The organism is Hahella sp. HN01, from assembly GCF_018986435.1.
Lineage (GTDB): Bacteria > Pseudomonadota > Gammaproteobacteria > Pseudomonadales > Oleiphilaceae > Hahella.
Map to the genome: position 1 here is coordinate 63,102 of NZ_JAHMIN010000025.1, position 14,191 is coordinate 77,292.

General features: G+C 63.0%; 4 protein-coding genes. All 4 read left to right on the forward strand.

The features are described 5' to 3' along the window. Positions 1 to 30: 30 nt before the first annotated feature. Positions 31 to 7,905 carry a non-ribosomal peptide synthetase gene (locus tag KP814_RS21670; protein ID WP_216738730.1) on the forward strand — a complete coding sequence of 2,625 codons (7,875 nt, stop codon included), beginning with the start codon at positions 31 to 33 and terminating at the stop codon, positions 7,903 to 7,905. A gap of 138 nt (positions 7,906 to 8,043) precedes the next feature. Beyond that, positions 8,044 to 9,735 carry a PhpK family radical SAM P-methyltransferase gene (locus KP814_RS21675; protein ID WP_216738731.1) on the forward strand — a complete coding sequence of 564 codons (1,692 nt, stop codon included), beginning with the start codon at positions 8,044 to 8,046 and terminating at the stop codon, positions 9,733 to 9,735. A 70-nt stretch (positions 9,736 to 9,805) separates the two neighbouring features. Then, complete coding sequence (locus tag KP814_RS21680; RefSeq protein WP_216738732.1) at positions 9,806 to 13,252, forward strand: non-ribosomal peptide synthetase; 3,447 nt, start codon at positions 9,806 to 9,808, stop codon at positions 13,250 to 13,252. After that, positions 13,249 to 14,166, forward strand: a complete 918-nt coding sequence (locus tag KP814_RS21685) for a TauD/TfdA family dioxygenase (protein WP_216738733.1) — start codon at positions 13,249 to 13,251, stop codon at positions 14,164 to 14,166. The genes KP814_RS21680 and KP814_RS21685 overlap by 4 nt, the downstream gene beginning before the upstream one ends. Positions 14,167 to 14,191: the final 25 nt, after the last annotated feature.

Here is a 14,191-nt window from a genome sequence, read left to right on the forward strand (position 1 = left end):
AAGAACATAATAACGAGCAAGTACGCCGCCATGACCGAAGCTTCCACCGCCGTACAGATTTATCAATTCCCCCTGTCCTTCGCCCAGGAGCGTTTGTGGTTCCTGCACGAATTCGAGGGGGACAATGTCGCCTACAACATCAGCGCCGCCCTGCAACTGGAAGGCCCCCTGGACCACGCCGCACTGCAGCGGGCGCTGGATACACTGATCGCCCGCCATGAGATTCTGCGCACCCTGTTCGTCAGCGACGGCGGCCTGCCGACCCAGCGGGTATTACCGTCCCTGCACATCGCCATCGAGCGCGTGTGGTTCGCCGACAGCGACCTGGAAGCCCGTAAAGCCCGCGCCCAGGCGTACTTCGTGGAGAAGAACCGCCGTCCCTTCGATCTCACTCAGGGGCCGCTGCTGCGCGCCACTCTGGTGGAGCTGGACAGCAGTCGCGCGCACAGCCTGAGCTGGTTGAACCTGTGTATTCATCACATCATCGCCGACGCCTGGTCCGTGGGCGTGATCGTGCGGGAGCTGGCGGCCCTGTACCGCGCCGCCCTGCGCCATCGCCCCTGCGAACTGCCGCCGCCGGCGCTGCAGTATGCGGATTTCGCGGTATGGCAGCGGGAGCGCCTGCAGGGCGACCTGCTGCAACAGGAGCTGGACTTCTGGCGTCAACAGCTACAGGGTGCGCCAGCCCTGGTGAATCTGCCTCTGGACTACCCCCGCACCCAGCAGCCGTCGCCGGATGCGGACTACGTGCGCATCGACCTGCCCGCGCGTCTGGCGCATCAGGCCCGGCATTTCGCCGGCGCCTCCGGGGCCAGCCTGTATATGGTGCTGCTGGCGGCCTTCAACGTGCTGATCGGTCGTCTCAGCGGCCAGCAGGACGTGGTGGTGGGCAGCCTGATCGCCAACCGCAATCAGGCGGATGTGGAGACGCTGGTGGGCTTCTTCGTCAACACCCTGCCTCTGCGTTGCGATCTGGCCGATGATCCCAACTTCCGCGATCTGGTGCGCCGGGTCAAACACACCGCCCTCAGCGCTTACAATCACCAGGACCTGCCCTTTGAGCGCATGGTGGAGGCGCTGCAGCCGGAGCGGGATCTCAGCTTCCCGCCGTTGATCCAGTTGCTGTTCGTCCTGCAGAACGCGCCCATGGACGCCTTCGAACTGGAAGGGGTGCAGGTGACGCCGCTGCGTCTGCCGCAGCCCGGCCAGATCCGCTTTGATCTGGAGGTGTACGGCGAAGAAGACGCCGACGGCTTCCATCTGGACTTCTGGTTCCGCTCCCAGCTGCTGCACAAGGACTCCGTAGAGCGTATGGCGCGCCAGTATCTGACGCTGCTGGAGGCGGCGCTGAACCAGCCGCAGCGACCGGTGATGGGACTGCCCATGCTGGATCGCGACCAACACGGCGAGCTCAGCCGCGGCTTGTTTATGGAGGCGCAGCCTTACCCCGACACGCTTTGCATTCATCATTTGTTCGAGCGCCACGCCGAGCTGCATCCGGAGCTGACGGCGGTCATGCGAGACGGCCGTTCTCTCAGCTATGGCGAGCTGAACCGCCGCGCCAATCGCCTTGCCCATCTGCTGATCGCCCGCGGCATCAAGCTGGAGGACCGCATCGGCGTCTGCCTGGATCGCTCGCTGGACATGGTGGTCGCCCTGCTCGCCGTTTTCAAAGCCGGCGCCGGCTACGCGCCTCTCGATCCGGCCTACCCCACGGAACGCATCGCCTACATGCTGGAAGACAGCGGCGCGCGTCTGACGCTGACCCAGCAGGCCGCCAGCGGGCGTCTGCCGGAGCATGTCGCCACGTTTATGCTGGACGATCTGGAAACCCTGACCGCTGGCTGCGAGGACAGCAATCCTCAGCGTTCTATGGCGGCGGACAATCTGGCCTATGTGATCTACACCTCCGGCTCCACCGGTCTGCCCAAAGGCGTGGCGATTGAGCACCGCTCTGTCGGGGCGTTGATTCACTGGGCGCAGACCCAGTATCACCTTGAAGAATTGGAGGAGGTGCTGGCCACCACGTCCATTTGCTTCGACCTCTCCGTGTTTGAGATTTTCGTTACCCTGTGCAGTGGCGGCCGCGTCCATCTGGCGGACAATATGACCGCGCTGGCGGAGCGCGCCGGCGATCTGGAGGTCTATTCCAGGGTCAGTCTCATCAATACGGTGCCATCCGCCATTCAGGCGCTGTTGCGGGCCAACGCCGTGCCGCCCCAGGTGCGCACGGTGAATCTGGCGGGCGAGCCCCTGAAGCAGGAACTGGTGGAGCAGCTCTACGCATTGCCGCATATCCGTCGCGTCTATGACCTCTACGGTCCGTCCGAGGACACCACCTACTCCACCTGCGCCCTGCGACGCCCCGGCGGCAAAGCCAACATCGGACGCCCCATCAGCAATACCCTGATTCACATCATCGACGAGAACCTGCAACTGGTTCCCCGGGGCGTGGCGGGTGAATTATTGATCGGCGGCCGCGGTCTGGCGCGGGGCTACCTGGGCAAGCCGGAGCTGACCGCCCAGCGCTTCATCGCTAACCCGTTTTCCGGCGATCTCAGCGAGCGTCTGTATCGCACCGGAGATCTGGTGCGGGTGAACAGCGACGATCAACTGGAGTATCTGGGGCGTATCGACCAGCAGGTGAAAGTGCGTGGATTTCGTATAGAACTGGGAGAAATTGAATCCTGTATCAATGAGTTACGGGACAATAGTAAGAAACTGGTTAAAGACTGTGTGGTGTCGGTGATCAAGGACGACAGCCTGGGTCCCTACCTGGCCGCCTACGTCGTAAGCGCGCCCGGGCGCAGCATCGACGCGGATGATCTGAAACGACGGCTGGCGCGCCGCCTGCCCGGCTACATGGTTCCCGAGGCGATCATTACGCTGGACGCCATCCCCCTGACCGCCAACGGCAAGACCGACCGCAAGGCGCTGCCGATTCCCCAGCGCAGCGCCCGCGAAACTGAGTATGTGGCGCCCGGCAATGGGTTTGAGCAGGCGGTGGCCGATGTATGGGCGGAAGTACTGCAGCAAGAGGTCATCGGAGTACGTGACAACTTCTTTCAACTGGGCGGCCACTCCCTGTTGGCGACTCAGATTATCGCCCGCCTCAACCAGCGCTTCGGCGCCGGCCTGACCGTGCGCAACCTGTTCGAATGTCCCAATGTGGCGGAACTCGCCGCCCTGGTGCGCGAACGCAGCGCCGCCGCCATGGAGACCCCCGCGGAGAAAGCCATCCGTCGCGCCCCCAGCGGCGGCGCCCGCAGCGCTTCATTAGCGCCCGCGCAGATGCGTCTCTGGTTCCTCAGCAAAATCGACGGCGGCAGCAGCGCCTACAACCTGCACATGACTGTGCGCATCAATGGCGAGCTGCATGCGGACCGTTTGCAGGAGGCCTTCGCCTGCGCTTCGGCGCGCCATGAGATTCTGCGCACCACCTTCCATGAAGACGAGGCCCTGGGGGCGGATGGCGCGCCCTATCAACGCATTCACCCGGAACTTCCCTGCGAGTTTCTCCGGGCCAGCGTGGAATCCCACCCGTCCGATCGACGGGAGGCCGAGGCGGAACGGCTGGCCGTGGAAGCGGCGCAGACGCCTTTCGACCTGAGTCGCGGCCCCCTGGTGCGGGTACTGCTGGTGCGGCTGGCGCCGCGTCGCCACGTCATGTTGCTGGCGATGCACCACATCATTTCCGACGGCTGGTCCATTGGCGTCCTGTTTAACGAAGTGAAGGCGTTCTATCAGGCCATCAACCCGGAAACCTTCACCCTGGACGCCGCCGCGACGCTCAGCCTGCCACCCCTGTCCCTGCAATACGCCGACTACGCCGCCGAGCAGATTTTGCGTCTGGAGCGGCCGGAAGCGCAGCGGCAACTGGAATACTGGCGCACGCAACTGGCGGACGCGCCGCCCCTGCTGGAATTGCCCCATGACCGTCCGCGCCCGACGCAGGCGGATTTCGCTGGCGACACCTTGCCCTTTCATATCGACAGCGGCCTCACTGCGGCATTGCGCCGTTTCGCCGACGCCGCCGGCGCCAGCCTGTTCATGGTGAGTTGCGCCGCCTTCGCCGCCCTGATGAAGGTGTACAGCCGCCAGCGCGATATCGTCATCGGCGCGCCGGTGGCGAACCGCACCCGGCCCGAGCTGGAGCCGCTGATTGGCTTCTTCGTGAACACCCTGGCGCTACGCATCCGCAGCAAGGAAAACTTTACTTTCAATGAGTTATTGAAGGAAGTTAAAACCGTTTCTCTAGACGCTTATGAGCATCAGGACCCGCCTTTCAACAAAGTGGTGGAGTCACTGGAGCTAGACCGCGCCCTCAATCACAACCCGTTGTTCCAGGTGATGTTCGTGTTGCAGAACGCCCCAACGGTGACTCGGGAAACGCCGGAACTGGAAATCACGCCGTTCCCGATTCGGCAGCAGCGCGCCGCCTTCGACCTGTTGTTCTCACTGACCGAATCCCAGGGACAGATGCACGGCGAGGCGGTCTACAACCGCACCCTGTTCGACCGCGCCAGCATCGAACGCATGCTGGAGGTATATCTGAGCCTGCTGGAGCTTTGCGTCAACCGCCCGGATGAACCGGTGCTGGGCCTGCCCCTGGCGGCGCCGGCGGAAATTCCCGCCCATCCGGCTCAGGGGGCGACGCCGCTGCCCGCCCTGATTCAGGATCAATGTGAACGCACTCCGGATCTGGAAGCCTTGAGCTGGAGTCCCCAGGCCGGCGCGCTGACGGATTGGTCCCGGCTCAACTCCCACGTCAGCTACGGGGAATTCGCCCGTCTCGCCAATCAGGCGGCGGACTGGCTGCGGGAACAAGGCGTGGCGAGCGGCGATGTGATTGCGCTCTGGCTGCCCCGCAGTCCCGAGCTGTTCGTGCTCAAATACGCGGCGCTGAAAATGGGCGTCGCCTACACACCCATCGATCCTGAGTTCCCGTTGCCCCGGGTGCGGCAGATGGTGGAAAGCGCCGCTCCGCGCCTGCTGGTGACAGTGAACGCGCAGCATGGCTGGGAGGACACGCCCTGCGCCATCGCGCCGCTGCCGCAACTATGGGCGCAACTGTCCCTTCGCCGCGCGGAACCGCCGCCGCTACCGGACCCGGACTGCGTCGCCTATATTTTGTACACCTCCGGCAGCACCGGCGTTCCCAAAGGGGTCGCCATGCCCCAGCGCGCCCTGAGCAATCTGGTGGTCTGGCATCGTCAGCATCCCCGTCTGAGCGCGCCGGCGCGCACCCTGCAGTTCGCCGCCGTCGGCTTCGACGTCTGCTTTCAGGAGTTCGCCGCCACTCTGGCCTGCGGCGGCTCCCTGGTGTTATGTCCGCCCCGCTTGCGGCAGGACCCGCGCGCCTTGATGGCGTTTATCCGCGCGCAAGGGGTGGAGCGTCTGTTTCTGCCCTTCGTCGCCTTGCAGCAACTGGCGGAGACCCTGACTGAGGACCAGCCCGGCAATAACGCCATCGTCAGCGACAATCTGCGCGATGTGATCACCGCCGGCGAGCAGTTACAGATCTCCGCGCCGGTGCGTCGTTTCTTCCGGGAGCGCCCGCACTGTCGCCTGCATAACCACTACGGCCCCACCGAGGCCCATGTGGTGAGCGCCCTGCAACTGGATGATCAGCCTGACCGCTGGCCCGTCCTGCCCGGCATCGGCGCGCCCCTGTGCGGCGTGCAACTGCATATTTTCAACCCACTGGGACAACCTGTGCCCGCCGGCGCCCCCGGCGAGCTGTACATCGGCGGCGTGTGTCTCGCCCAGGGCTATGTCGGACGCGACGACCTCACCGCCGAACGTTTCATCACCACCACGCTCATGAGCTCCCACGGCGAGATCAGTCAGCGCCTGTACCGCACCGGCGATCTGGCCCGCCGCACCGCGCAAGGCGAGTTCCTGTATCTGGGACGCATTGACGAGCAGGTGAAAATACGCGGCTTCCGGGTGGAGCCCGGCGAAGTGGAAGCGGTGCTGAACAGCCATGACGACGTCAAGGCCGCCGCGGTGATCGCCCGGGACGACGGCGCCGGCATGCGCCTGCTGGCTTATGTGGAGCCCCGCCAGACCGTCGGATTTGATGTCGCCGATCTACGCGCCTGGTTGCGCAAACGTCTGCCCGACTACATGGCGCCCGCCCGCATCCTGACTCTGGAGAAAATGCCGGTCACCGTCAGCGGCAAGATCAACCGCCGCGCCCTGCCCGCGCCGGACGCGTTGAGCGACGTCCCGGAACTGCTGGCGGAGCCGCGCAGCGCTTTGGAGCGCAGTCTGCATGATATGTGGAGCGAGTTGCTGGCGCTGCCGCATATCGATATCCGCGCCAACTTCTTTGAACTGGGGGGCCACAGTCTGCTGGTCACCCGTCTGCTGAACCGCATTCGCGCACGTCTGGGCGTGGACGCCACGGTCAGAGACGTCTTCGAAAATCCCAGCATCGCCGAGCTGGCGGAGAGGCTGGCGGCGCTGGCTCCCGCGGCGACGGACGACGGCGAACGCTTATGCGCGCAGACCCGGCCCGCCGCGCCGCCGCTTTCCTTCGCCCAGGAGCGCTTGTGGTTTCTGCACCAACTGGAAGGCGCGGCGGCGGGATATAACATGCCTCTCGCCATGGAACTGAAAGGCTCCCTGGACGCCCAGGCGCTGCACGACAGTTTCCGCGACATCATCGCCCGCCATGAGGTGCTGCGCACCCGTTTTCATATGGCGGGAGACGCGCCGGTGCAGGAGATCCACAGCGACACTGCGCCGGACTGGCGCTTTTTCGATCTGTCCGCGCTGCCGGAGCCGGAGCGCGCCGAGCAGGTTCGGGAACTGGCGCGCCTGGAAGCCAACTATGCGTTCGATCTGGAAAGCGACCGCCTGTTGCGCATTCGTCTGGTGCAATTGGAGGATCAGCGCCATGTGCTGCTGGCGACCATGCATCACATCATCTTCGACGGCTGGTCCAACGGCGTGTTCGTGCGGGAGCTGCAGGCTTTCTACCACAGCCGGCGCACCGGCTCCGCCGCCGGCCTGCCGCCCATGCAGCTGCAATATGCGGACTTCGCCTGCTGGCAGCGCCGCCTGCTCACGCCGCAACGGGTGCAGCAGCATCTGGACTATTGGCGTCAGGAACTGCAGGACGCGCCGGAGGCCATCCATCTGCCCCGTCGTCCCCACAGCGAGGCGGCGGGTCTGTGCGCCCTGGCGGTGCAGGATCTGCCAGCATCGACAGTGACCGCGTTGCAGGATTTCAACCGTCAGCAGGGCAGCTCGCTCTATATGACCATGCTCGCCGCCTTCGCCGCCCTGCTGCAGCGGCTCAGCGGGCAGTCGGACATTGTGGTGGGAACCACGGTCGCCAACCGTAATCGCCAGGAGCTGGAGAGCCTGATCGGCTTCTTCGTCAACTCCCTGCCGATCCGGCTGCGTCTGGACGCCAGCGCCAGCTTCCTGGATCTGCTGACCCAGGCCCGCGACAAAACCCTGCAGGCGCAGGCGCATCAGGAACTGCCTTTCGATCTGCTGGTGCGTTCGTTGCAATCACCGAGAGTGGCGGGCCGTCAGCCTATCTTCCAGGTGGTGTTCGACTTCCAGAACAGCGATGCGCCGGCGTCCGCCGCGCCGCCCAAAGGGAGCTTCCTGGACGATCTGGAAGTGTCTTATCTGCCGGGACAGCGCGGCTCCGCCAAGTACGATCTGGTGTTGTCCGTCAACGCCCAGGCGGAGCAGGTGCGCATTGTCTTCGAATATGACCGGGAGCGTTTCACTGCGGAAGAAATCGCCGCGCTGCAGGAGCACTACCAGCATCTGCTGGACGCCGCCGCGCAACGTCCCGGAGACAGTCTGCTGTCTCTGGCCGGCGCGGACGGCAAGCCCGCCACCGGCGAAGCGGATGCGGCGGAGGAGTTTGATTTTTAAATTTATGCACGATTTCTAAGCGACCTGAACAGGTCTCTGCGACTGAACGAGCGTCGTCCAGCGCGAGCCAATAACAATAAAGACCCGCCGCCTGCAAACAGCGGTGACGCGGCGGGCTAACAAGGAAGGAAAGCGGATATGATCGATTGCCTGATTGTCGGAACCAATATGCCGCCCACTCCCGAACACGTGGAGATGGTGCGTTCCGTCGATAATCACGGCGGAGCCTGGCGCGATCTGCGGCTGGCGTTTGTGGAGCACCAGGGGCAGCCGTATACGGCGCTGGATCTGATTAACCATATCTATGACGAAGCCGGCCAGTCCCATCGGCAGTTCAACAACCTCGACTTTCTCTGGCCGGCGGTGACCTATCTGGCGTCATTCCTGAGGCGGCGCGGCTTCACCGTGGACTGGGTCAACCTGTTTCAACAGGAAAAAGACGAGATGCGCCGCATACTGCGCAGCGGTCAGGTGCGCACGGTGGCGGTCACCACCACGCTGTATGTGTCGCCTCAGCCCATGATCGAAGTCATCAAGTTCGTACGCGAGCACAGCGACGCCCATATCATCGTCGGCGGGCCCTATATCTCCGGCCAGGCGGAGGTGCGCAACGCGGATGAGCTGGCCAGTCTGTTTGAATACCTGGGGGCGGATACCTACGTGATCAGCTCCGAGGGCGAACAGGCGCTGGCGCATATCATCAGCGCGCTGCAAAAAGGAGAGCCGTTGGACGGCGTCGCCAATCTGGCCATCCGCGATCCCAAAAGTCTGCTGCGACCGTTTTCCCGCACGCTGGTGGAGACGGAGTACAACCCTCTGGAGGAGAACCCCGTCGACTATGGCCTGTTTCCGCCGGATCAGCTGTCCCAGTTTATTTCTCTGCGCACCGCCAAATCCTGTCCCTACAGCTGCGCGTTCTGCGGCTTTCCGCAACGGGCGGGCGCTTACAAGACTCTGGCGCCGGACCTGGTGGAGCAGGAGCTGGACCGTATCGCCGCGCTGGGCAATGTGGACACCCTCACCTTTCTCGACGACACCTTCAACGTGCCGAAAAAACGCTTCAAGGAAATCCTGCGGCTGATGATCCGCAAGCAATACGGCTTCCGCTGGAATTCGTTCTATCGCAGCGATCAGGGAGATTACGAAACCATTCAATTAATGCGCGAAGCGGGTTGCGAAGGCGTGTTCCTGGGCATTGAGTCCGGTAGCGACACCATGCTCAAAAACATGAACAAAACCGCGCGCCGGCGCAATTTCGCCGAGGCCATTCCGCAATTGCAGGAAGCCGGTATTTCCGCCCACGCCAGCTTGATCGTCGGCTTCCCCGGCGAAACCGAAGACACCATTCGGGAGACGCAATCCCTGATCGAGCAAAGCAAGCCGGACTTCTACCGCGCCCAGTTGTGGTATTGCGATCCGCTGACGCCGATCTGGAAAAACCGCCAGGAGTATGATTTGGAAGGCAACGGATTTTCCTGGCGGCATCGCACCATGACCAGCGAAACCGCCTGCGACTGGGTGGAACGATTGTTCTTCGATATTCGCAATTCCACCTGGTTGCCCCAGCACGGATTCGAACAATGGTCTACTTTCTATCTGCAGCGTCGCGGCTATTCCCGCAAACAGGTGATCGATTACGTGGCCTTGTTCAATTCCGCCATCAAGGCGCAGATGGCCGATCCCACGTTGAAGGCGATTCCCGCGCCGATACTGCAGCGCATGCGCACTCTATTGTTGGAAAAAACCACGGATGACGCCTTTATGGCGAATATCCATCATAGAAGTAACGAGACAGTCAGCCAGGACGCGCTGGAGAGCTTTGCTTTCTAGGGCGGTTGCGCGGTCGGCGACCATAACAATAAGACTCTCATGAACGGAACAAGGAAAATAAGGAAAGACCATGGCGCAACAAGAAAGCGGTTTTCTGCTTGACGCAAACTCACTCGCGGCAAGGGACTACTGGCGCAAATCCCTGACCAAGGCCATCAGCCCCAGCAACCTGCCGCGAGATTACGACCTCCCCCATAAAGGTCCCAAGTCTTATCAGATATACGGTCTGGCGCTGGACAGCCACCTTTACGACCTCATCATGAAGGTCAGCAAGGGCGGACACTTTCTTATTTACACGATCGTCACCGCCGGCGTGCAGTTATGTCTGCAGCGCTACAATCAGGCCTTCTGCGCCGACGGCGACGCCAGCGGCGTGGAAACCCTGGTCACCGGCTCGCCGGCGCGACGAGAGGAGAACGGCGCCGAGCCGGGTTTTATCAACGCTCTGCCCATCATCAACAGCATTGACCCTGAAGCGTCGTTCAAGACGCTGTTGCTGCAAACCCGCTCGCAGCTGCTGGACGCGTATCAGCATCAGCATTATCAGTGGCGGGAAATGGCGGAGGACTTCGGTCTGTCCTGGCGTCACCACTGCCCGCTGTTCGACGTGGCGGCCCATTACGACGCCCTGCACGGCGAGCTGCCCGCCAATCTCAACAATGATGTGACGGTGAGTCTGCTGCAGCGGGCCGGCAGCCTCAGTTTCTCCATCGCCTACAACGAGTCGCGCTTTCATCTGCATCGCATCGAACTGTTCGCCGAGCACCTGCAGCAAGTGTTGACCATGGCGCTGGAGCAGCCGGATTTACCGGTGAAACAACTGGACATGCTCACCACTCGCGACTGGAGTCTGCTGGCCAGTTTCAATCTGACTGAACAGACGACGCCCGCCAACGCCAATGTGCTGACCCAGTTCCGCGAAGTGGTGTCCCGTTACGGTGGGCATATTGCGCTGCAAACGCCGGGCGTGCAGTTGTGCTACCGCATGCTGGACGAACAATCCAATCAGCTGGCGCGAGAGCTGCAGGTCTCCGGCCTGGAAAAAGGCGGTCTGGTCGGCGTCTGCTGCCGCCCGGGCTGCGATATGGTGATCGCGCTGCTGGCGGCGCTGAAGGCCGGCGGCGCCTTTCTGCCCCTGGACCCGGATTACCCGGCGGAGCGCCTGCGCTATATGGCGGAGGACTCCGGCTGCCGCCTGTTCCTGGTGGAAAGCCCGGAGGTGGATGCGCCCTTCATTGAGGTGCTGGAGGACCGCGGCGGCTCCGTCATTTATCTCGACGACATCACCTCCTGGCGCCAACAGTCGCCGCGGCCTCTGGACTATGCGCCCGCGGCAGACGCCGCCGCTTACATGATCTATACCTCCGGCTCCACCGGCGCGCCCAAAGGCGCTTTGCTGCATCACAGCGGCTTGATCAACATGCTGGAGGCGCATATCAAGGCGTTCAGATTACGCAGCGACAGCCGGGTATTGCAGGTGGCGTCATTCAGTTTCGACGCCGCAGTGTCGGAAATTTTCACCGCTCTGTGCGCCGGAGCCCGTCTGGTGCTGGCGCCCCGCGACCGCATCATGCCCGGACCGGATCTGGCTCAGGCGCTGCAAGAGTTTGAGATCACCCACATTACCCTGACGCCGTCGTCTCTGGCGCTGTTGCCGGAAGACGCCGTTCCCGGCCTGCAAACCCTGGTGGTGGCGGGGGAGCCCTGTCCCGCGGATCTGGTTCCGAAATGGAGCAAGGGGCGTCTGATGATCAACGCCTACGGTCCCACAGAAGCGACGGTCTGCGCCACCCTCGGCGAAGTGGTGTACAGCGGCCTGCCGCCGGATGTGGGGCAGCCGATTCAGAATATGCAGTGTCATGTGGTCGACGCTCTGGACCGTCCCTGCCCTGTGGGCGTGCCCGGCGAGCTGCTGATCTCCGGCGTCGGCCTGGCCCTGGGCTACTATAACCGACCAGATCTGAACGACGCCCGTTTCGTGGAGCTGGCGCTGCCCGGTTTATCCGCGCCAAGGCGCTATTACCGCAGCGGCGACCGCGCGCGCTGGCGTCCGGACGGCGCATTGGATTTGCTCGGCAGGACGGATCGCCAGTTTAAAGTGCGCGGTTTCCGTATCGAAGCCGGCGAACTGGAAACCCAGTTGCTGAGCCGAGAGGAGATTCAGCAAGCGGCTGTCGTCGCCCAGGGTGAAGAGGCGGATCGCCGTCTGCTGGCCTACGTGGTGCTGGCGCGCACGGCCAAAAAAGGCGAGTTGCAGACGGAAGCCATTCTGGCCTATCTGCGTGAGCGCCTGCCCCCTTATATGCTGCCTGACCTGCTGGTTCCGCTGGACGCGCTGCCGTTGACGCCCTCCGGCAAGACAGATTACGCCGCCCTGGAGGGGATGCACGCCGCCGCGTCGCAAAACGAATTCGTCGCGCCTCGCGACGACGTGGAGTTAGGCGTGGCGCGCATCTGGGAACGTTTGCTGGAGCGCAGCCCGGTGGGCGTGACGGACAACTTTTTCGCCCTGGGTGGTTTCTCCCTGTTGGCGGTGCGCTTGATGAGCGCGATTCAGCAAGAGTTTCATGTCGCCCTGCCCCTGACCACTCTGTTCCAGCATCCATCCGTGGAGAAGCTGGCGGAACAGGTGCGCAGCGCACGCAAAGCCCATCCTGAAGACTGGTCGCCCCTGGTGACGCTGACCGCCCGTGGCGAACATCCGCCGTTGTTCTGCGTACACCCTACCGGCGCCACGGTGCTTTGTTACTACCATCTGGCCGCCAGTCTGGGCGAAGAACGCCCGTTCATCGGCGTGCAGGCCCGAGGCATCGAGCCGGAGCAGCTCTCCTTCGACAACATCCCGGAGATGGCGGCCTACTATGCCGACGCGCTATGTGAGCGTCAGCCCACCGGTCCGTTTTATCTGGCGGGATGGTCATTCGGCGGCGTGGCGGTGTTCGAGGTCGCCCGCGTGTTGCAGGCGCGGGGCCGGGAAATCGCCTTCCTGGGTCTGCTGGACTCTTACTCGCCGGACGTGTTCGATGGCGGATTCGAAGCCCATGACGATGCGGAGATCATCAGTTCGCTGCTTGGCGGCATTGCGGATGTGGACCCGGATACGTTGCGCGGCCTGTCCACGGAAGATCAGTTGCAGGTGGCCATTCAAGCCACCCGGGAAGCCCAGGCCCTGCCCCAGGGGTTCAGCCTGGAGCAGGCGCGCCGCATTCTGCAGGTCAGTAAGTTGAACTATCACGCGGTGGAGTCTTATCAACCGCAGCCTTACAACGGCAAGATCACCCTGTTCCGTCCTCTCGGGGAGGAACAGTTGGCGAAGTCCGTATGCCCGGACGATCCCAGTCTGGGCTGGTCCAAGTGGGCGCAACGGGGCGTGGAGGTGGAGTACGTTCCGGGTCGGCACCAGACCATGGTGCAACCGCCCAATGTTGAAACCTTAGCCACGCGTCTGCTGGTGCATCTGCAGCAGGCGGAATCCTTTACTCCCATGACGACGGAACGGAAGGAGCAGACAGCATGACCACAACCTCACCCATCACTCACCGCATTCCTACCGCCCCGCGCAAAGCGCCGGAGCGCCAGCTCGCCTTCACCGGCTATCTGGTGCAGGCGCAGGAAGGAGATACGCTCGACAGCGTCAGCGCCGACGACTTTCACTTCGCCATGGAGCAGAAAGGCGTGGCGCTGTTTCGCGGCTATGAAGCGACGCCGGAGCGTTTCGGCGACTTCGTGGAGAAGTTCAGCTCACGCCTGATACTCGATCCCACCCGGCAATCCTACGACCGCCGCGTGCAGCGCGTGCTGTCGGGAACGCCGGGCATCGAGCTGCACAGCGAACACAGCAACAGCCCATTCACCCCGGACTACATCTGGTTCTACTGCCGCCGCGCCGCCGGCGACCGCGGCCAGACCACCTATTGCGACGGCCTGGAGATCTGGCGCTCCCTGAGCGAGACCAGCCGCACCTTCATCGAGAACGTCCGCTTTATCTATCACCGCCTGTTCCCGGAAATGTTCTGGAAAGTGTTCGTGGCTTTCATGATCGACGAGGACATTCCCGTGGAGGAGATCAACCGCGATCATCTGGAAAAATTATTCAACGGCCTTGAAGGGGTGCGAATCGAGCTTAACGCAGACAACCAGCTCGACTTCAGCTACTCCACCTACGTCTACAACCAACTGCCCGGCGGCCACCGCGCCCTGGCCAACAGCCTCACCGGCCCCTACCCCGGCCAGACCGTCACCATGGAAGACGGCTCCCCCATCCCCCACTGGCTGATGGGAGAACTCAAATCCCTGTACGACCTCCACACCCGCGACATCCCCTGGCGCGACGGCGACATCGCCGTCCTCAACAACAAACGCATGATGCACGGCCGCCGCCCATCGGAAGACATGGGAAGGGAATTGTTTTCTGCGTTGAGTTATGGGTGACGGGGGGTTAGTTTGCAGGCCTCAT

Coding starts and splice junctions, on each gene's coding strand:
- KP814_RS21670 (WP_216738730.1), top strand. CDS start 31: ATGACCGAAGCTTCCACCGCCGTACAGATTTATCAATTCCCCCTGTCC.
- KP814_RS21675 (WP_216738731.1), top strand. CDS start 8,044: ATGATCGATTGCCTGATTGTCGGAACCAATATGCCGCCCACTCCCGAA.
- KP814_RS21680 (WP_216738732.1), top strand. CDS start 9,806: ATGGCGCAACAAGAAAGCGGTTTTCTGCTTGACGCAAACTCACTCGCG.
- KP814_RS21685 (WP_216738733.1), top strand. CDS start 13,249: ATGACCACAACCTCACCCATCACTCACCGCATTCCTACCGCCCCGCGC.